The 19,783-nt window shown below is 55.1% G+C and carries 14 protein-coding genes and 1 pseudogene; 5 read left to right on the forward strand and 10 right to left on the reverse strand.

Features of this window, described 5'->3' with window-relative positions; all coding sequences use genetic code 11:
- Window positions 1–670 precede the first annotated feature (670 nt).
- The 4 genes from MHX53_RS10120 to MHX53_RS10135 form a co-directional block, all read right to left on the reverse strand.
- Entirely contained in the window at window positions 671–3,658 is a 2,988-nt protein-coding gene (locus tag MHX53_RS10120) for a type I restriction endonuclease (protein ID WP_239272627.1), read from the reverse strand.
- Window positions 3,658–4,956: a restriction endonuclease subunit S gene (locus MHX53_RS10125; protein ID WP_239272628.1), complete on the reverse strand. Its 1,299-nt coding sequence runs from the start codon at window positions 4,954–4,956 to the stop codon at window positions 3,658–3,660. Before MHX53_RS10125 ends, MHX53_RS10120 begins: the two co-directional genes overlap by 1 nt.
- Window positions 4,953–6,974 (reverse strand): class I SAM-dependent DNA methyltransferase, encoded by a 2,022-nt coding sequence (locus MHX53_RS10130; protein ID WP_239272629.1) that lies wholly within the window; start codon window positions 6,972–6,974, stop codon window positions 4,953–4,955. Before MHX53_RS10130 ends, MHX53_RS10125 begins: the two co-directional genes overlap by 4 nt.
- A gap of 1,844 nt (window positions 6,975–8,818) precedes the next feature.
- Window positions 8,819–9,442, reverse strand: a complete 624-nt coding sequence (locus tag MHX53_RS10135) for a hypothetical protein (RefSeq protein WP_239272630.1) — start codon at window positions 9,440–9,442, stop codon at window positions 8,819–8,821.
- A 209-nt stretch (window positions 9,443–9,651) separates the two neighbouring features.
- On the opposite strand from MHX53_RS10135, the gene MHX53_RS10140 reads away from it, so the two are divergent.
- Window positions 9,652–10,410: a hypothetical protein gene (locus tag MHX53_RS10140; RefSeq protein WP_239272631.1), complete on the forward strand. Its 759-nt coding sequence runs from the start codon at window positions 9,652–9,654 to the stop codon at window positions 10,408–10,410.
- A 19-nt stretch (window positions 10,411–10,429) separates the two neighbouring features.
- Here the strand turns inward: MHX53_RS10140 and MHX53_RS10145 are convergent, their stop codons facing one another.
- The 4 genes from MHX53_RS10145 to MHX53_RS10160 form a co-directional block, all read right to left on the reverse strand.
- Window positions 10,430–11,368, reverse strand: a complete 939-nt coding sequence (locus MHX53_RS10145; RefSeq protein ID WP_239272632.1) for a restriction endonuclease — start codon at window positions 11,366–11,368, stop codon at window positions 10,430–10,432.
- Window positions 11,369–11,493: 125 nt separating this feature from the next.
- A complete protein-coding gene (locus MHX53_RS10150) occupies window positions 11,494–11,763 on the reverse strand; it encodes a hypothetical protein (protein ID WP_239272633.1) in 270 nt (89 codons plus the stop codon).
- Window positions 11,764–12,021: 258 nt separating this feature from the next.
- Entirely contained in the window at window positions 12,022–12,216 is a 195-nt protein-coding gene (locus MHX53_RS10155) for a hypothetical protein (RefSeq protein ID WP_239272634.1), read from the reverse strand.
- Between the two features lie 168 nt (window positions 12,217–12,384).
- The gene (locus tag MHX53_RS10160) at window positions 12,385–14,076 is read right to left on the reverse strand and encodes a DUF262 domain-containing protein (protein WP_239272635.1); all 1,692 of its coding nucleotides are present in this window, start codon (window positions 14,074–14,076) and stop codon (window positions 12,385–12,387) included.
- Between the two features lie 294 nt (window positions 14,077–14,370).
- On the opposite strand from MHX53_RS10160, the gene MHX53_RS10165 reads away from it, so the two are divergent.
- The 4 genes from MHX53_RS10165 to MHX53_RS10180 all read left to right on the forward strand — a co-directional run bounded on the left by MHX53_RS10165 (window position 14,371) and on the right by MHX53_RS10180 (window position 18,986).
- Window positions 14,371–15,738, forward strand: coding sequence for an FtsX-like permease family protein (locus tag MHX53_RS10165; protein WP_239272636.1), 1,368 nt, complete (start codon window positions 14,371–14,373; stop codon window positions 15,736–15,738).
- On the forward strand, window positions 15,735–16,970 hold the full coding sequence (locus MHX53_RS10170) for an ABC transporter permease (RefSeq protein WP_239272637.1): 1,236 nt from the start codon (window positions 15,735–15,737) through the stop codon (window positions 16,968–16,970). The genes MHX53_RS10165 and MHX53_RS10170 overlap by 4 nt, the downstream gene beginning before the upstream one ends.
- Window positions 16,971–16,978: 8 nt before the next feature.
- A complete protein-coding gene (locus MHX53_RS10175; protein ID WP_204515920.1) occupies window positions 16,979–17,620 on the forward strand; it encodes an ABC transporter ATP-binding protein in 642 nt (213 codons plus the stop codon).
- 151 nt (window positions 17,621–17,771) lie between these two features.
- The gene (locus MHX53_RS10180) at window positions 17,772–18,986 is read left to right on the forward strand and encodes a DUF819 family protein (protein WP_239272638.1); all 1,215 of its coding nucleotides are present in this window, start codon (window positions 17,772–17,774) and stop codon (window positions 18,984–18,986) included.
- 21 nt (window positions 18,987–19,007) lie between these two features.
- On the opposite strand, the gene pdxT is transcribed toward MHX53_RS10180, so the two are convergent.
- Together pdxT and MHX53_RS10190 are read right to left on the reverse strand one after the other, a co-directional pair.
- Window positions 19,008–19,610 (reverse strand): pyridoxal 5'-phosphate synthase glutaminase subunit PdxT, encoded by a 603-nt coding sequence (gene pdxT, locus MHX53_RS10185; protein WP_239272641.1) that lies wholly within the window; start codon window positions 19,608–19,610, stop codon window positions 19,008–19,010.
- Window positions 19,604–19,783: pseudogene (locus MHX53_RS10190) on the reverse strand (pyridoxal 5'-phosphate synthase lyase subunit PdxS); the annotation flags it as partial. The pseudogene MHX53_RS10190 and the gene pdxT, both read right to left, overlap by 7 nt.

The raw sequence follows: 19,783 nt of genomic DNA on the forward strand, positions 1-19,783 counted from the left end.
TGACAGAAATCGTTTGATCGTGATGCCACGTCGAGCGAACCACGACACAGCTCGGTGCAGTGCTCCCACGAAAGCGCCTTAGGCGTGAACCACTTCAACGGTTACGTAACTAAACATTCGAACAATTGGTGGCTCAACGGTCGCAAGAGTGTCCTCTCTAACCTTGACCGATCAGCGCAGGTTTGAACCAATCAGGCGAACAAAACGCAGTTGGCGCGAGCTTATATCCGGAATGTCATGAGCGTTTCGGATTGATATCCGCAGGAGTTCATCGAGATGCAGAAACGACAAGACGGGCAGGTTCACCTACCTCAAGGTGAGATGATGCGCGGTCCATGCCGGGCTAGCGGTTCTGCGGATCGGATCTGTGTGGTTGGCATTCAGTCAAGTGTTGCAGTGTTTATACTCCAGCGCTGGCATGCGTTCATGTTATTCGTTGAAATGACCGGCCCCGTCAAACCACAGCCGTGGCCAAAAGCTCGGGTAGACGATCGAGATGTGCCTGCGAATGTGGTCGACTCGGCGAATCGTCTTTCCCGCCGCGTTCTTGACTCATTCCATTAACCCTCTGTTCATTTGCGTGTCCGTTGCTATGCGAACACGCAATTTCGATGGTCGGCAAGAGGTAGTTTTGGGGTGCGTCAAGCGGTCCTGCAGGCTGACCGGGCAGCTACTCTTTGCGCTTGAGACGTTCATAGATCAGGGGCAAGAGCACGCGATCGACATCGGCCTTGAGCTGTGGATCCGATAGGTACTTGATAGCGAATTCTTGGTTTTGGTTCATCCGGTCGAGAACGATGTCTTGGATGCGTTCGGCGTAGACGATGGAGAACATGTCAAGCGAGTTGTGGGCACGTGACTTGACTTCGGGATCTTCGACCATGTCTTCGGTGAGCTGCTCGATGACCTTATCCACGTGAGTGAACTCGGTGCCCCAGCGGTCGTTGAGCTTGGAGATGATGTTGGACAGACTGTCCTTCTCGTCCACGCTCGCGCCACCGATGTCGGGGTTGTTCGACAGTTGCCCTTGCTCATCGACCAGATCGATGGAGCCTTCGTAGACTTGCTGGAGGCGGTAATACTGTAGAGCGACCTCGTCTTCCAGATGTGGGGCGGGATCGCCCTCGATGTGGAGCTTGCGCACCAGGAGCTTGGCGTAGGCGGCAAAGCGGTGGAGTCGTTCGTCGTCGTAGCGGATGATGTGGGTCAGGAAGTCGTAGTTGCGGTTGAACTTGTTCATCCGCGCCCGCACTTCGCGCTTGTCCTCGTCCTCGAGTTCGTCAAACCGTGCGACGGCGGGGTCGAGGTAGGCATTGAGTCGGCTGAAGTCGAGGTTCGTTTGCTTCTTCGACTCGGTGAAGAAGACCTTGGCAAAGCCCGCGACCTCCTTGTCCGTCCACAAATGATAAGAGGCGAGGAAGTGGTAGAGGTCGTAGACGATGTTCGGGTCGGTCTCCTCGGTGATGCCGGTGGAAATGTAGTAGTCCTGGAACGACTTCTGGATCTCCTCAGCGGTATTGACGAAGTCGAGCACGAACGTGTCGGTCTTGCCCGGATGCATACGGTTGATTCGAGACAAGGTCTGCACCGCTTTGACCCCGTGGAGCTTCTTGTCCACATACATGGTGTGCAATAGTGGCTGGTCGAAGCCCGTCTGATACTTCTCAGCCACGAGCAGCAGCTGGTACTCGCCAGTGGCGAACTTCTCCGGCAACTCCGCTTCGGGGATCTGGTTGAGCTGTTCCTCGGTGTATTCCGCGCCCCGGTCTTCGACAGCTCCTGAGAATGCCACGAGCACACCAAGGTCTGCGTAGCCCTTCTGTGTGATGTAGTCACGGAAGGCGAAGTAGTAGCGCACTGCATGCAAGCGTGAACCGGTCACCAGCATGGCTTTGGCGTCGCCGCCAATCTTGTGAGCGACGTTGGCGCGGAAGTGCTCGATGATGATCTCCGCTTTTTGCCGCAGGTTATACGGGTGCAGACTCAGGTATTTTCCGAGCGCCTTGTTGGCTTGCTTGGTGGAATATTCGGGGTCTTGAGCCGTGGTCTTCCCAATTCGGTAATACGTTTTGTATGTGGTGTAGTTCTTCAACACGTCAAGGATGAAACCCTCTTCGATCGCTTGACGCATTGAATACACGTGGAACGGAACTGGGGTGGCATCGGGCACCGGGGTGCCGAAGATCTCGAGCGTTTTCTGCTTCGGAGTTGCGGTAAACGCGAAGAACGTCAGGTTCTGCTGACGGCCCTGTGTGCGTAGCTCCTCGGCGATCTGCTCATCAATCTCTAGCTGTTCCTCTTCGATCTGGGCTTCGGCGGCCGCGTAGCGTTCGAGCAGGTCCTCTGCAGACTCCTTGCCAGCAGTGACGGTGTCTGCGAGCACTTGCTTGAGCTTCTCCGACGCTTCTCCCGTCTGCGACGAATGAGCCTCATCAACGATCACGGCAAAGCGCCTACTAGTCGTCGCCACGTTGCTCACGTCGACAAATGGGAACTTCTGCAACGTGGAAATGATGATCTTCGCACCATCGGCAAGCGCGTCTGTCAGTTGGCGTGCGTTCTTGTCGACCCTAACCACCACACCAGCGGTGTGGTCCATCGCGTAGATCGTGTTCTGCAGCTGTTTATCCAACACGCGCCGATCGGTAATCACAATGATCGAATCAAAGACTGCGCGCTGCTGATCATCATGCAGGTTCGACAAGTGGTGGGCAAGCCACGCAATGGTGTTCGACTTACCTGACCCCGCCGAGTGCTGCACCAGATAGTTCTTCCCCGCACCATGAATCTTCGCGTCTGCGACGAGCGCGCGAACGGCGTCGAGCTGGTGGTAGCGCGGGAAGATCAGCTTGTCTTTACGCCGATCTCTCTCGTGTGGGATGAACTGGACAAAACGATGCAAAATATCCAGCAGGGAATCCTTCGCCAGCACCTCTTCCCACAAATAAGACGTCTTGTACTTGCCTGGCACGGGCGGGTTACCAGCACCATTGCCAAAACCACGGTTAAACGGGAGAAAAACCGTGTCCATACCTGCGAGCTTGGTGGTCATCCACGCCTCGTCGGTATCGACCGCAAAGTGCACCACTGCACGGCGATTCAACCCAAACAGCACCTCACTGGCTGAGCGGGACCGTTTGTACTGGTCGATCGCGTCGCGGTAAGTTTGTCCAGTGAGTTGGTTCTTTAACTCCAAGGTCACCACAGGGATGCCGTTAACAAACAGTACGGTGTCGACAGAGTTGTCATTCTTTGTCGAGTAGCGCAGCTGGCGCATCACAGTCATGCGGTTCGCCCAATACTTCTCTGCCAGCAGCTCGTTTAGGTCAGAGCCAGGGGCGAAGAACACCAGTTTGAAGCGCGCACCAAGATCTTCCACACCGCGACGTAGCACCTCCACGACACCACGATTATCGAGCTCGCGGGCAACACGTTTGCAAAATTTCTCGCCAGCCTTTGCCCCATGAATGCGTTCCAGGCGCTCCCACTGTTGCGGCTGCGTATCCCGCACAAAATCGAGCAGATCCTGCGGATACAAGCCGAGCTGCTTATCAAAACCGGACGATGTCCTCGATTCGTAGAGGTCGAACTCGGAAGGGCCAACATGAGTCAACCAATACTCGATCTCATCTTCAAACCTGCGCTCAGACGTATCCATCACGCCACCTCTTCCACACGAACCTTGCCCGTCACGGCATCATTAATAACCTGCTTGCGATACTTGCCCAACAACTCGATCTGCTTATTAATGCCCTCAATAGTCGAATCAATCTGGGCTGATTTTTCCTCGAGGAAATCCGCGATCTTCTGTTGCTCTGCCAACGGGGGGACGAGGATCGGAATCTTGCCGATTTCCTTGTAGCTTGCGGATTGTCGAACGCCTCCGCCAAGCGAGTAAAACACCTTTGCAAGGTCATAAAACCGCAGTAGCCATGCAAAGTACTCACTTACGATTGGGCCGCGAACCTTAAGGCCGATGTACGCGCTTGTGATGATGCCACGCTCATTAGCGAGCGCACTTCGAAGGCTGCGTTTGTCGTTTTGGAGGTCAGTCATTCGAAGAACAATGTAGCCGGGTTCGACAATTTGATAAGAATCAAAAGAGGCCGGGAGCAAACCAAATGCGAGGTCGATATCTTTGCGAATGATCCGGCCATAACTCAAGCTGAGCAGATTTTTCTCGGACAAATCTGCGTTCTTGGCCTTGTTCTCATCGGTCACGACCGAAATTGAAGCCGCTTTCCAGGACGCCGGAGCCTTGCCGATCCAGTCGATTCCGCTGTCCTTCATTGGTACATCTGGATTAAGGCCACGAGTTACGGTGTGGGCAATCAGCTCTCGACGGTAACGCTCTAACAGCTCAACTTCGCGCTGCAATTTGCCAATGATTCCATCGATCGCAGCGGTCTTGGACTCCAAGTAACTAATGATTGAGCGCTGCTCTTCTAGGGTGGGGAACACAATTGGAAATCGAAGGATTTGCTCCTTTGTGATCGCTTCGCGTGTACTCCCCACGCTTAGGGAATACATATAGCTGTACATGACGGGAGATATTAACCATGCGTGCAAATAACCTGGGAGCACTTGATCAGTATCCGGACGCACAATAGAAACGTGCTGATTGACGCGCGCTGGTCCGACTTCCGCTGGCACAACCGCGCTGCGCAAAATAGATGCCCCTGTGATGTTGAGCAGAACATCGCCAGGCTCAACCGAAGCATATTCGAGTTGCCGAGCGTGGTCATCATTGATGAAAGCTAAGTTATATGATCGGAAACCTTCATTATGCACATTGAGTGAACGAATGAGCGGCATTCCAGTTGGCTGATAAGCACTAGCGCCACCTTTCGGGGTAGCACCACTGCCAACTTTTGTTGTGATTCTTCCGATCTTGTTGCGCAACCAATCGTCAGGAAATCTCACGCCCAATATTTTTGACTCGGATGCGACTGTCACTTTGCCACCTGCTCACTAAAGAGTTTGGCGATGTCGGCCTGAATATTTGCCGATAGGGCTTGAATTTCGGCGAGGGTCTCGGCGGGATCGCCAAGTTCTTCGTATTTGTAAAAGTAGCGGGTGAAGGGGATCTCGTAGCCAACTTTGGTCTTGTTGTGATCGATCCATGCGTCGGGAGCGTACGGGATAACTTCGCGTTGGAAGTACGCCTCGATATCTTCGCGGAACGGTATCTGCTCGGTGTCACGTAGATCCGGGTCTGGCTCCGGGTTACCTTTCGCATCCACACAAATATCCGCGTCCAGGTTCTTGGTGCCGAGTTCGACGACGATCTTGCGCAGCGTTGCGATGCCGATTTTCTCTCCACGGTCTTTAATGCCTTCTCGGAGTAGGTCTGTGAACTCGTCCCGGTTGAGGTACACATGCTCAGCATCGAATGCCTCGAGAGTGGCGATGACCGCTTCCTGCACCCGCTTGCCCGCCTCGATTTCTTCGTTGCGCGCAGGTTCGATTCGTTTCCTCGACGTGGCAAGATCCATGAATGGCTTGGCTTGTTTGAGTGCTTCGATCGTGTCTAGAGTGGTTTGGAAGCTCAACCGTAGGGGTCTCTCTACGAGCACTTCGTGATATGCAAAGTCTTCGGTGTCGAAGATCTTCGACTCTTCGGTTTCCTGGAATGCCCCATAGATGCGAGAGATGGCAGCGATGTCGTCTTCGGTGAGTTCTTTGCGTTTTTCACCCAAGGGTCTACGCATCCGTTGGTAGTACTGGGTGGCGTCGATCAGCTGCACTTTGTTCTTGCGGCGACGCTCTTTCTTGTTCGACAGCACCCAGATGTAGGTGAGAATGCCGGTGTTGTAAAACATCTGATCCGGTAGGGCGATGATCGCTTCGAGCCAGTCGTTCTCAAGGATCCAACGGCGGATCTCTGATTCACCCTGACCAGCTCCACCTGTAAAGAGGGGTGAACCGTTAAACACGATCCCGATCCGCGTGCCAGGGGAATTGACGAGGTCTTTGGGGTCGTAGGGCTTCATCTTCGAGATCATGTGCTGCAAGAAGAGGAACGAGCCATCCGACACACGCGGCGTCCCCGCTCCGAAACGCCCCTGGTGGCCCATGCGTTCAGCCTCATCAAGAATCGGGTCGGCGTATTTCTTCCAGTTCACGCCGAAGGGCGGATTGCACAACATGTAGTCAAACCGCATCCCTGCCGTCTTATCGTTCGTCAACGAGTTGCCTAAGTAGATGCGTTCTTGGCGTTCACCCTTGATCATGATGTCAGACTTTGCCACCGCATAGGTTTGCGGATTGAGCTCTTGACCGTAAACCTCTAGGCGTGCGGTCCCATTCATGTCATCGAGGTGCTGCGCGGCGATGGAGAGCATGCCGCCGGTACCGACCCCCGGGTCATATAGCGAGGCCATGGCTCCGTCTGCACAAAGCCGGTTGATATCTTCATCGGGGTTAAACAACAGGGTGACCATCAGGCTGATGACCTCGCGCGGGGTGAAGTGTTCACCAGCAGTCTCATTCGACAGTTCAGAGAATCGACGGATGAGCTCTTCAAAGATGTAACCCATCTGTTCGTTACTGACCACGTCAGGGTGGAGGTTGACCTTCGCGGAGGTGAACTCACTGAGCACGTGATACAGCAAATTCGCCTTGTCGAGGCGCTCAATCACGTTGTAGAAGTTGTAGGCCTCCATCACCTCACGCGCAGCAGGCGCAAACGCTTGCACATAGTAGCTCAGGTTCTGCTCAAGATTGTCCGGGTCATCCAACAAGGTCCTGAGCGTGAAGTTCGACGTATTCCACAACGGGTAGCCCGTAGCCTTGGCATATTGTAGCTCCTTGATCTCGCTCGGAACTGAGGTGGCTTTGATATCTAGGACTGCCTGCTTGGTGTCTACCAAGACCGAATCGAGGCGGGTGAGCACGGTGAAAGGCAAGACCACGTCGCCATATTCGTGTTCCTTGTAATCGCCACGCAGAATCTCGGCAATATTCCAAATCATGGTGACGTGATTTATTTTCTTATCGATAGCCAAAGCTGTCAGTTCCTTCGTTCTTCAGGTACCCGTTGCACTCAGACAAACTCTTGCACTGTCTTGAACAAACCTGTGGCCGTGATTATCCATGACATGCGCTGTTAGCCACAGCCTGTACGAGTTGTCAGTTAAGGCCAGCATCTCAGCCGATTTCATTTGAGAATTCGAGCGCTCCGCTTCCCTTAGCTTCCCACGAAACCTCAACAAAGTAGCAATCGTTCTCCCAACTTTTACTTCGAAAACCTATGCGACCCGCATAAGTGCAAGCTCCTAGTACCTGCAGCGTCCGTTCGTGGTCAGTGGCTTTAACCACGCTCTAGTTCCGCGATTGCTTGTGTTGTAGCATCTTTGGGGAAGTAAGTGCCACTTGCACCTGCACTGCAGGCAAAAACGGCACTGTCATGCCCCACTTATCCATGTTTGTTAAAACCGGTCGGCTACTTCACCGAGTACAGCTAATAGGGATCTGCACCATCTGTGCTAACGAGCATCTGCAATTCCGCACCTTTAAGCCCAACTACTGATCGGTAAGCCTCCGCACTATCAACCGCAGAACCTAAAGACTGACCGTTCGCAATCGTCGCATACATTCTGGTAGCGGAGCTGGCTCCGCCCCTCTCCCCCAACGGACGCGAGCATATCAACAACAAACATTATTTCTTGCACGATAATGATCTGCCGAATGGCAGGAGTTCAATCGGAGGGTTATCCACGGAGCAGAACGCACGCCCGAGGTTACTCACCACCACCGCCATTCCGTCGTTAGCGCCAACGACATCTTGTTCGAGCAATATAGACGTATCATCACTGTGTCCAGAAAAATGCACAATATGTGGCGAATGTTCCGATAAACCATCAAACAAATCATCGAGTTCGGTAGCTGAATAATAATAACTATCTATCCAGTTTTAGTGCACTACTTTTCTAACGGCATCCTTGATCCGTTTTATTTCACGCTCAGCGCGTAGACCACTGTCTGGAATAGACCTCAACATGAGAATGCGTAACTTCTCGCGCTTTTTTCACGAAGTTCAAATATATAAAATTTTTGGGCAAGTCTTGTTTCTTTAGCTTCCAAGTCGTGCGCATCCATCCCTAGAGGCTCCGCTTCTCTAAACATCCGCGCGCTCTGAGCCAGTTTAAATTTCTCAGTTCTTGCGCTCAATGGTTTTAGCACACCAGCTTTAGCTCTTTGAGCTTTGCTTCGTTTGACGGACTCTCTGCACGCAATTCATTTGCTTTCAGCTCAACACGAACCGTGTCTTTTCGTGTTGCCTCGAAACGGTGTTCAGGCTGCCCCGAAAATCAGGATACGTATAGGCACTGCCGCCGGTTTCAGATCAGCAAGACAGCAGTCATGTACGCGAGCCACTTCCCAGCGTGTAACACCACACACCGAAGTTGGCGAGCTCAGCTTCGCGCACGTCCACAGCTAAAGAACAGGTCATAGAAGAATGCAGGTTGCACGGGCAACCAAAGGCCACCGCTGATTTCACCACCACCCCTCTGCCGACACCCAAACAACAACTTGCCCACCTCACCGTGGGCATCAATCACAACACCTTCGGCTGTCATTGAGAGTCAGCCCAGGAACCAGAACGTCTTTCATGGTAGAAACGCATAGCTCTCTAAGCAGGTCACTAATCATTGAGATGACCTGCAATGGCAGAAATGGTGGTGAGAGAGTATGTCGGTCTTAACGAAAACTTCGAGAGCACTATATGCCCTAAAGAATAAAACAAAACTAAATACGTAGACAACACCATTCGGAGTACATAAACTTCTATCGACACACAGTTAAATATCCTGCACTATTTTAGCTTATTTTGAATCTTCTCAAGCTGTAACACAATTTCACTTAGACCTCTTGTTTGGTCATAGTCATCTGTTTTCGTCGAAATCCAAAATGGAATAACTACAAGCGCATACAGCGGCGTCACAAGGCACCCCACTATGGCAAATAACGGATACTTCCAGAACTCTCTTCCTCGTTTCAAGCTACCAACTAATATCAGCACAAGTGCAAACATATACATAAACGTAGCTATATTCCATAGTTGCGAGCCACTGTACAAATCAGTATAAAGAGACCACGTAAAAGTCACTCCAACGGCGGGTGACGGCATAAGTTGGCCTGAACGTTCACCCCAAAACAGGTACACAAAAATAGTCAATGCGACCAATAACCAGATAAGAAAGAGCACGCGTACGCTTGACGCTACTTCCCACATCATCAAGCGGTTAGAAAGACTAATGACCCAAGTTCTTGCACCTGTAAGACCGAAAACATCTAAGATTGTAGCCATGTTGTGAACTCCGCTATCTCCATGACCAAAGATTGCAATGAATACACAAAGCGCATAAAACGAAGCAAAAAATGTAGCAATGCTATGAAGTTGCTTTGCAAAGGCCGTAATAATTCCATCTAAAGACATTATTTTCTCCCCCTTATCGAAAGAAATTTTCAGCTGTTCTACTTTCTTCTTGTTCGATCGTTAGTGTTCATCGCTGATAATAGGAAGAGGGTGTGACACAAAACTTGTGCGCCTGATACACACTGAACTCCTCGTAGCCACACCAGCACTCTTGCATTCTTGATACATGTGTCCACGTATTCGGGATCTGTGATTTTCAACGTCTCCTCGTGTCGACCATTGGTAAACTTCAAGTGAGTTTCAGAGGAGGCAACGTGGAGCCAACACGATCCCAAAAAGAAGCCCTTGCCACTAAAACGCAACTCATTGCACGTGCTAGACGCATCATTCATTTACAAGACCTACATTTGGCCTGGTCAGAAATGGACAAGATCAAGGATGAGTGGGCACAGTCCGGTCACGCCGGAGAAAAGCAACCTGAGCTTACGGAAGAAATTCGTTCAATTTGGCGGGAGCTGTACAACCGGACTCAAAGAGTTAACCAAACAAATGCGAATCGAAAGGAACACATAATTTCGCAGATCGCCGGCCTACGCGGAGCAAGGGATTTGGGTGACGCGAAAAACAGGGTTTTGCAACTTCGCGACGAATTCTTTCAAGTCGGGTACTCAGGAAGAGACAATGAAGACAGGCTTCGCACAAGGCTAGATAGAGCTACTGACGACTTTTTTGACTACTGGCGACGGTGCATTGCTGACGACTATCGTCAACAGCTGAACGAGCAGAAGCGCAAGATCCGAGAAACTGAAGCCCGGATACGAAAGGCCGAGGCAGATGGGGCGGCGATCGCGTCCTGGTCGCTACCCCCGGTAAGATCACGTAAGCGCAATGCAGCTGTACAACGCCAAGCTGACGCTCTGCGTAGGAACAATGAGTGGCGTTCGAAGCAACAGCAGTTGTTGTACAAACAACAAGATTGGTACAGGCATCTGCAAAGAAAAATTGACGAATACAGTAGGCGTCGCTAGCTGTCGTTCACCCGGTTCCTTACACCAGTTCGTCTTCAAAGAAGTCGTCATCGATTTCGTACAACGTGAACTCCCGTGCTTTGTGCACGGCAACACCGTAGTCAAGCATGAGCGAGGTCAGCTTTATGCCGTCAATCAGAACGATCTTGCCGTGCCGATAACGCGCCGCTGTCTCTTTTGCTCGGTCCAAGAAAGTAGACGTTGTAATAAATACACCCAGGTTCGCACCCTGCGCGTCGAGAGCCCCAATGAAGTTACGGATTTCCGGTTCCCCAACTTTGTTGGTGTCCGAATAGCGCTTTGCCTGAATGTAAATGTTCGTAAGCCCCAGTGCATCCTGACGAATTACACCGTCGATTCCTCCGTCGTGAGATCGCCCTACATGCTGCTTTTCGCCGTGTGCACCGCCGTAGCCCATGGCCCACAGCACGTCGATTACTGCACGTTCGAAAAACTCGGGGGATGATGATTGCAAGCGCTTACGCAAGTCCGTTTCGGTACTTGCATTAAACGTTCTCTCGCTAGCCCGCATAACCTCTACCGGGTCATCGGCTGACTCAATTTCGCTTTCGGTAGAACTAGTCCCGTCCTTGATCTGACGGCGTTGCGCAACCTCGTCCTTATACTCACGCCACGTGGACCACTCGAGCATGTCCTTTTCGCTGTACTCACGCAAGGAACGCCGGTCTACGACCTTGCCGTTCTCGGTGATCTTGTAACGGCCACGCTTAGGTCGATCGACCAACCCAGACAAGGAAAACGAAGACAGCGCCCACCCAATCCGATTCTTGTACCGCAGTTGGCCAGTGGCCAACGTTTCTTGCTTTTGTTCTTGCGACAGACCAGCCAAAGTGGCCACCATTTCATAGATTTCTTGTCGCCCACGCTCCTTGCCATCAGCAAGAGCACGGAGAATCATGGGGCGGAACTCATCAGTCGTAGGAAAGTCGCTAGTCATCTGCATCGCCTCGAATTGATTACTTTTTGACGCACGAACGTAAATGCCTGTTGCCACCTCAGCATATATGCCCCAAACCTGTGCTTAACTCCAACGAACCGCCGCCAGCCATCCAGTCGAATGAACTATGCCTTCACGATCTTCGACTTTGCGCTAGTTCTGGAGCTCGACTTGTCAATGACAAAACGGTACTGCTTCTTCCACTTCGACTTGACGATTACCGTTGCTTCACCATGCTTAAGCTTGACCGACTTCACGGTCTTCCATTTTTTGCCCGACTTCACCTGCACACGAGCTTTCTTAGGCGCGTAGTTCACGAACTTGCCTCGATCGGTACTGTAACGCTGAGCCGATGCGATCAGCGCTACCTTGTTCCCCCTACGTTTAGCCTTCAAACCGGCCTTGACCTTGGCACGGACATAGAAGTGACCCTAAGTCCAGTCTGTGTTGCTCTGATAAGAGCCATGGCCATCGGTAAGCCAGTCATAGGTATATGCGTCGACGCTGGATGGGCCAATTGTGTGTTTTCCAAAGCCGTCATAATCACACAGGAAGATTCGCGTGCGGGAAGAATCCCCATTGTCACTAAACAGAGCAGTATTTACCGATCGTCCCTTATGCGTGACATCCGCATAGACGTTCCACTCCCATGTTTAACGGTGAACGGACTTGCGCATTTTCACGGTGATGTACTCGCACCCGGACTTCGAAAACACAACTGACGGGGCGCTGAACCCTTTTACATCCACCAGGCGTTGCGCCGCCTGGCTTGGAACCACTGTCCCCGCGGTCAAACCCAACACAATCAGCAAAACGGCCAAGAGACGAAATACCTGCTTCCTACCCATCCTCAAAACTAAAACAACAAAAAAGGCACGAAAATGCGTAGGAAGTTGCCCTAGTCTCAGTGCGAAAAGGTTTGATTCGGCATAAACGTAACGCACAAAGTGAATGCGCCCATGGTGTTTATAACTGAAGCGCAAATAAATGGCTCATGATCAGACAACACCAACCAGCTAGAGTTTCCACTCTTCGACCAGCAGATTCACCAACGTTTCCTGACGTCGCTCGATAACACTGGGAGTCCACACTGGCTCTCCAAGTACCTGCGTTGTGAGTGCGAACACCGCCACGCCTTTCCCGGACTTGAAGTACTTCTCCTTCTTAGCATCGAAGTCGTAATTACCAGCGCTGGAGTTTTTCCAGCGGTTGAGCAGCAGTAGGTTTCCAAGGCGATGTGTCCACGCTTGTGCGTCTTCCTCAGTGAAGTTCTTTGCCCACTGGCTTTCGGGATCGATGGTTTGGGGCAAAACGTGCTCGACCGTGATGATCTTGTGGTCGTAGGAAGCCCCCGGATCATCAGCTAGTACGGAGTCCAGCCGTAGCAGCACATACTTGTGAACGCGGGTCGCCAAGTAGATGTCACCGTCGAGGCGTTCCCGTGTCTCTGCCCGTTCAGTTTCGGTGAGTTCGAAGCTGTGCGAATCCAGACCGTGCCCGTCGGCCAGCTGTTTGAGTAGCTCCATGTAACGCTGCTGTCGTGGTGTCGCGTAGACCCGGCGGACGAGCATACTGGCAGCGAGGCGTTCAAGCTTGCTGAAGAACGTGACTAAGAATTCGGGATCTTCGCCGTGCTCGGTGATCGCCCACAAGGCCGGGGGACGCCAGTCATCGTTGTCGAGTTGAGCTAAACACTTCAACCAATTGTTGACCTGCTCCCAAAGTGGGTTATCTCCGTGGAAATCATGAGCATTCAGACGAATGTCTGCTTTGGCATACGGCTCTAGCACTTCCTTCATGAAGCCGCTTCCGTTATCAGGCAGATAAGCGTTGAGGACCTGCTCGGGAAATTCCTGCAACAAACTCTTGACACTTCGGGTGCGTGCTTTAATCGCACGAATATAGAGGAACAGATCCCCGAACTCATCGCGGCCCAGATCTTCCTCAAGACGCTCCCAAAGGTCTGCATAGTGTTGCTTTTCTTCTTCCTTGGTGGCGCCAATGACCTGAGATTTGAAAATATCCTGTGGCGAAAGAGGCAAACCGCGAGCGTTCATTACCGAGAAAATCCGGTAGGCGCTGTTCAGATCCGGCGTCGCGACAGTCACGAGGAAAGCCCTCCCAGCGACAAGTCGGAACAAGTCTTTCAATTGCTCTGAGCTGAGCTGCGACAACTCAGCATGGAGTGCCTTCGCGTTGTCACGCAACCCCCGCTGAGAATCAGTCTCAGGAATGTTGTCACTGAGCTCGATGAGCTTTGCGATCTGGCCCATCGTCTGCACATAGTCGGAGAAGAACTGATTATCGCGTGGCCGAAGCCTCAACCGAGGCCGTGCGGGCTGGTCATCCCACTCCACTGCAGGTTTCTCAATCAAATTGTGAATGGACCGGCGAAGATCATCGTTGGCGACAAGATCTCGAAGTAGCGCTAGCAACAGCGTCAAGGTTGTGATGCGTTGCTGGCCGTCAATGACCTCGGACCGAGGGGCGCCCGCGGACTTCACAAGGACAATTGAACCGAGAAAGTAAGGCTCATCTGTGTCTCGCTCAAGCGCTCCCAGAAGATCTGACAGCAGTTGAAGTGATTCTTCGACACCCCAGGCATAAGGGCGCTGATATTCCGGAATGACAAACTCAAAGTCACCGCTGGTCAATAGCCTTCCGACATTGACCTCCGCAGCTTCTAACCTTCTTGTTTCTCCTGCCATCAAACATCCCTTCGCACATCGCGCCTTAAGCGCTTACACGTCTTCGCATCATCGAAAGCTGAGCCAGTTGTTCGCTGCCACCGTTTCCCAGCAGTCACACCCCACACACCCCTCCCCTCCCACAGGTTCGGCGCAGACTGCTACCAGAATCGATTCAGATTCGAATAGTAAATTTTCTCCGAACCTTTTCGGCGCGCACCGTTTTGCGAACCGTCAGCCTTGCCACCGTTGGCAACACTGCAAACAGCAAACGCTCTGGGCGCGCCAACCGTTTCTTACTGTGAAAGGGAACCTTTGACGTTCATAGGAAGAGCCTGGCGCTACTGTGCCCGGAAACCAATCAAGACACTCATCATCCTTGTCGTCCTCATCATCATGGCCACAGTGGTCATGGCGGCCAGCGCTGTCACCCGCTCCGCTGACCAAGTGTCAGAGGAGATCGACGCGAAAACCGGCCGCGGGTTCGTGCTAGAGAACAACCCTCAGAACAACCTCGGCACACCCCGAGGTTCCGGCACCGTCAAGGCTGCAGACATTGACACGCTCTCAAAACTGGAGGGTGTGGAATCACACGTCGCCCGGCAAAACGTCACCGCTGACCTGGTCAACGCAAAGGTCCAGAAACTCGACCACGACGACTATGACGAACAGCGCGAAAAACAGTTCGGCAACGCTGTCAACGTGTGGGGCGTCAACAACAGCGAAATCGACAACAACTTCCGCAGCGGCTCCCTCAAACTTGCTCAGGGCCGCCACCTCACCCCCGACGACACCCACAAAGCCGTCATTCACGAAGACCTCGCCAAAGCCAACAACCTCAAGGTAGGCGACACCCTCACACTCAAGGGCAACAAGTACGACGTCGACAACCAACGCCAGTCCACCAAAGAAGTCAAAACCCAGATCGTGGGCCTGTTGTCCGGCACAAACACCAAACCGGCGGCCATGCGCAACGAACTGTTCGCTAACACCGTGTTCACTGACCTGGACACCACCCGTGAGCTCTACCAGTTCACCCCTGAAACCGAGATCTACCAAGACGCCAATTTCTTCGTAGCCAAAGACACCAACTTCGACGACGTCACCAAGGCCGCTAAGGCCCAAGGCATCGACTGGCAGAACTACCAGATCTCCCCGTCCACCCAGTACCTGTCTGGCATCACCGGCGCCGTCGACGGCATCAAGAGCATCATGCGCAACACCACCGTGGGCGCCACCATCTTCGCCGCCGCGATCGTCGCACTCGTCCTGTTTCTGTGGCTGAACGAACGCAAAAAAGAAACCGGCACGCTACTGTCTATAGGCGTCACCAAGGCCAGCATCGCCGCCCAGTACCTCGCCGAACTCATCCTCATCGCCGTACCCGCCTTCATCTGCGCGTACTTCGCCGCCAGCCGTTTCGCACAGTGGATGGGCGACACCACCCTGGCCAGCGTCAACAAGTCCGCGGCCCAGGAAATGGCGCAGGCCGGACAGTTCGGCTCCGACCTGGAGTCCTCCGCGTCCGCCCAAACCCTGGACAACCTCACCGTGGGACTCTCCCCCGCCTCGGCCATTCAGGCGTCCATCATCTGCGTGGCTGTGATCGCCGTGGTCGTCGCCATCACCGCGGTGCCCATGTTGCGTAAGAGCCCCCGCGCGATCCTCGTGGACGCGGCATGACGCACCCCTGGTCCCGAGCAATCCGCTGCGTCACCCGCAAACCGCGCCGCAGCCTCCTCATGATCCTCATCATGACCGTGGTGTTCACCGCGCTCGTCGCCCAGTCCGGCGTGCGCTCCACCATGGCCCACGTCAAGCACGCCATCAACACCAACGTGGGCGCGGGTTTCACGGCTACCGGGCCCAGCCAGAACGGCGCCCCCAGCGACGGCCCCACTCCTGGCATTGACCCTTCCCTGGCTGACCGGCTGGCTTCCCTGCCCGAGGTGGCACAGCACAGTCTGGAAGCGTCCACCCTGGCGCGCCCCAAGGATGCCACGCCAGTGGCTGGCACCAGTGGCGTCCAGTTGGATCCGAAGTTCGCAGGCGACGTCAGCGTCACCGGCGCTAACGACTCCGAACTCAACCCGGCGTTCCAAGGCAAGCTGTACCAACTCACCGAGGGCACGCACGCAGGCTCAGGCACAACGCAGGCGCTCATCCACCGGGAGTTCGCCAGCCACAACAACCTCGGGCCCGGCGACACCTTCACGCTCACCCGCGACGGTTCCAGCGTGACCGTCACCGTGGCCGGCATCTTTGACGGAAAGACAGAGAACCCTACCGGCCTGCCGTCCGGGGCTTCGCAGAACCAGGTTTTCGTGGACCTTGAGTCCGCCCAGAAACTGGGCGCGCCACTGACCACGGGCCGATACTTCACACACAACGCGCAACAACTCACCAGCGCACTCGACGCCGCTAAGCGCACGGCCCCCGACCTCACCCTGGAGGACAACTCCGCGCAGTTCGCGCCCGTTCTGCAGGCGATCGCGGGGGTTGACCGGCTGCTGACTATCCTGTTGCTCACCTTGTGCGTGGCAGGTGCGGGTGTGCTCACGTTGGTGAGCACGTTCTGGGCCCGAGGTCGCATCCACGAAGTGGGCATCCTCCTGTCCCTGGGGAAGAGTAAGGGCAATGTGCTGGCCCAGTTCGCGATCGAGTCCAGCATCTTCGCCGCCGTCGCAACCCTCATCGCGGCCGGGGCGGGCACGGTGCTGTCGAACCACCTCGGGCGGGCGGTGTTTACCCAGGTTGGCGGGGAGACGCTTTCTTCCCTGCAACTGACCACCAGCGCCGGAGACGTTGTTGCGGCGGTGGCGTTGGGGTTCGTCCTCGTGCTCATGGGCGTATCCGTGGGCGTGCTGCCGCTCATCACGCAACGTCCCAAACGAATTCTTGCAAAACTCAGTTAGGAAACATCATGACCATCATGCAACTCGACCACGTCAACTTCACTTACGCCAGTGCTGCCAAGCGGGTGCTCAGCAATGTCAGTTACGACTTTGAGGTGGGCACGTTCTACGCGATTGTGGGCTCGTCTGGGGCGGGTAAGACCACCATGTTGAGCCTGCTCGCCGGGCTCGACGCGCCCACGCAAGGCGCGGTTCTGTTCGATGGGAAGGACCTCGCCACCACCGGTTACACGCGCCACCGCAGGGACCAGATCGCGTTGGTGTTCCAGAACTACAACCTGATCGACTACCTCACGCCGTTGGAGAACCTGCGCCTGGTCAACCCCAAGGCCAGCGTTGAGGACCTGACACGGTTGGGAATCGACGAAGCGGCGGCCAAGCGCAACGTGTTGGCCTTGTCCGGTGGGCAACAGCAGCGCGTGGCGATTGGGCGCGCGTTGGTGTCGTCAGCACCCGTGATCCTGGCCGACGAACCCACGGGCAACCTGGACGAGGACACCGCCCAAGGTGTCATCGAGATTCTGCGCGACGCCGCCCACGAACAGAACAAGTGCGTGATCGTGGTGACCCACTCACGTCAACTGGCACGGGCCGCCGACGTCACCCTGCGTCTGGAACAGCGCAAGCTGGTGGAGCGGAAGAAAGCATAGGGGCTCGTGCGCTTGGGGCTTCCGAAAATCCCAAGCCCACCACCACACATGTTGTACGGTTGTGATACGCGTCACCTGTCGCGCATTGGTGCCGAGGTGCGCGTAACCCGGTAAGTACCCGCCTCGACAACGGAGGAGCAGACGAGCAGTCATGATCACCGACGGTTTCTTCTTCCTGGCCACCCTGATAGGCATCGCAGCGATCCTGGTGTACTTGGAGAAACGTCGGGGTATGGCGGTGTTCAAGTACGTGCCCGGGTTCGTGTTCCTGTACCTGATCGCGGCGACTTTGAACACGCTGGGCGTGTTTGGGCAGACCGACTCGATCGACGCCGTGGGGTCTGGAGTCAAGGACGCGCTGCTACCGGCGATGATCATGTTGTTGCTGTTCCAGTGCGACGTGCGTCAGATCATCAAACTGGGGCCTAAGCTCATGCTCACGTACACGGCGGCGGTCGTGTCGATCTTTGCCGGGTTTGTGGTTGCGTTCCTTTTGTTCCGAGGTCTTTTGGACCCCGAGGCGTGGAAAGGGTTCGCCGCGCTGGCAGGTTCGTGGACCGGTGGTTCGGCGAACATGGTGGCCGTCCAGGAAATCCTGCAAGCACCCGAATCCCTGTTTGGGCACGTGCTCATTGTGGACACCATCGTGTACTCGTTGTGGCTGCTGTTGATGTTTTCCGGGACGGGAATCGCCCAGCGCTTTAACACGTGGGTGAAGGCCGACACTTCCTACCTCGAGACCCAAGCCGCCGCGGTCGCGAACTCGGGTGACACCTCGGCGGGGGAAGCCGGTAAAGACAAGGGTGGCGGCGGTTCCAACGGCAGCGGTGAGACCCTGGACCTGGTGGCGCTCTTCCGGGTCATTGCGTTGGGGCTGTTCGCGTCAGCGGCGGCCACGTGGGTGGGTGACCAGTTGCCAGAGATTGGCGTGGTCGTCACCTCCACCACGTGGACCATCCTGATCGTGAGCGTGTTGGGGCTGATCATCGGGTCCACACGGTTTGGCAAGATGCCCGGCGCGTCCGAGGTGTCCCACATCATGCTGTACATCATCATCGGGATCATCGCGGCGGGGTCGGACTTCAGCTCGCTGGTCGAAGCGCCGCTGTACCTGCTGGCCGGGTTCGTGGTGGTCGCTATCCACCTGCTGCTCATGGTGCTGTACGCCAAGCTCACCCGCACAGAACTGTTCAGCATCGCCGTTGCCTCTACCGCCAACATTGGTGGTGTGGCATCCGCGCCCGTGGTAGCCAGCGCGTACAGCCAGCAGCTGGTACCGGTGGGTGTGCTGTATGCGCTCATTGGCGCGTTTGCGGGTACGTTCTTTGGGCTGGCTACCGGGCAGATACTGAGTATGTTGGGGTGACGGCTAGCCGCGCATGGTTGGCTAGCCTCTCCGCGCTCGTGCCTTGTCCATGAATCGCGCGTGGAAGCGCGTCTCGCCGGTGAGCTCCGGGTGGAAAGACGTCCCCAGAAGGTTGCCCTGCTCGACCGCGACCACCTCGCCTCCCGGGAGGGTGGCCAGAGAGCGGGCCGCGGGGCCCACCTCGGCGACAATGGGCGCGCGGATGAACACGGCGCGCACCGGCTCCTCCCCCAGGTCAGGGGCGTGCAAGTCCGACTCGAACGAGTCGATTTGGGAGCCGAACGCGTTTCGCCGAACCGTCACGTCAAGACCGCCGAAGGTCTGTTGCCCCTCGATGCCGTCACAGATCCGGTCCGCAAGCAGAATCAGGCCCGCGCACGTGCCGTAAACGGGAAGGCCGGCAGCGATCGCAGCTTGGATGGGTTTCTGCAGGTCAAACGCACGCGACAGTTTGTCGATCATGCTCGACTCACCGCCCGGAAGCACCAGCGCCTCGACCTGCGTCAGTTCACGTGGGCGGCGCACTAGGGTGACCTGAGCGCCCAGGGATTCACACGTGTTTGCATGTTCTCGCACGCCACCCTGGAGCGCCAGGATACCTACGCGAACGGACGCGTTCACCAGCCACGCTCGGCGAGGCGGTGCGGTGCTGGAAGGTCAGCGACGTTGATGCCCACCATGGCTTCGCCCAGGCCACGGGACACGTCCGCGATGACGGCCGGGTCGTCGTAGAACGCGGTGGCCTTGACGATCGCCTGTGCGCGGTTGGCCGGGTCACCGGACTTGAAGATGCCCGA

Origin of the sequence: Brevibacterium sp. ACRRH, from assembly GCF_022346365.1 — a bacterium.
In the GTDB taxonomy this organism is placed as follows: Bacteria; Actinomycetota; Actinomycetes; order Actinomycetales; family Brevibacteriaceae; genus Brevibacterium; species Brevibacterium paucivorans.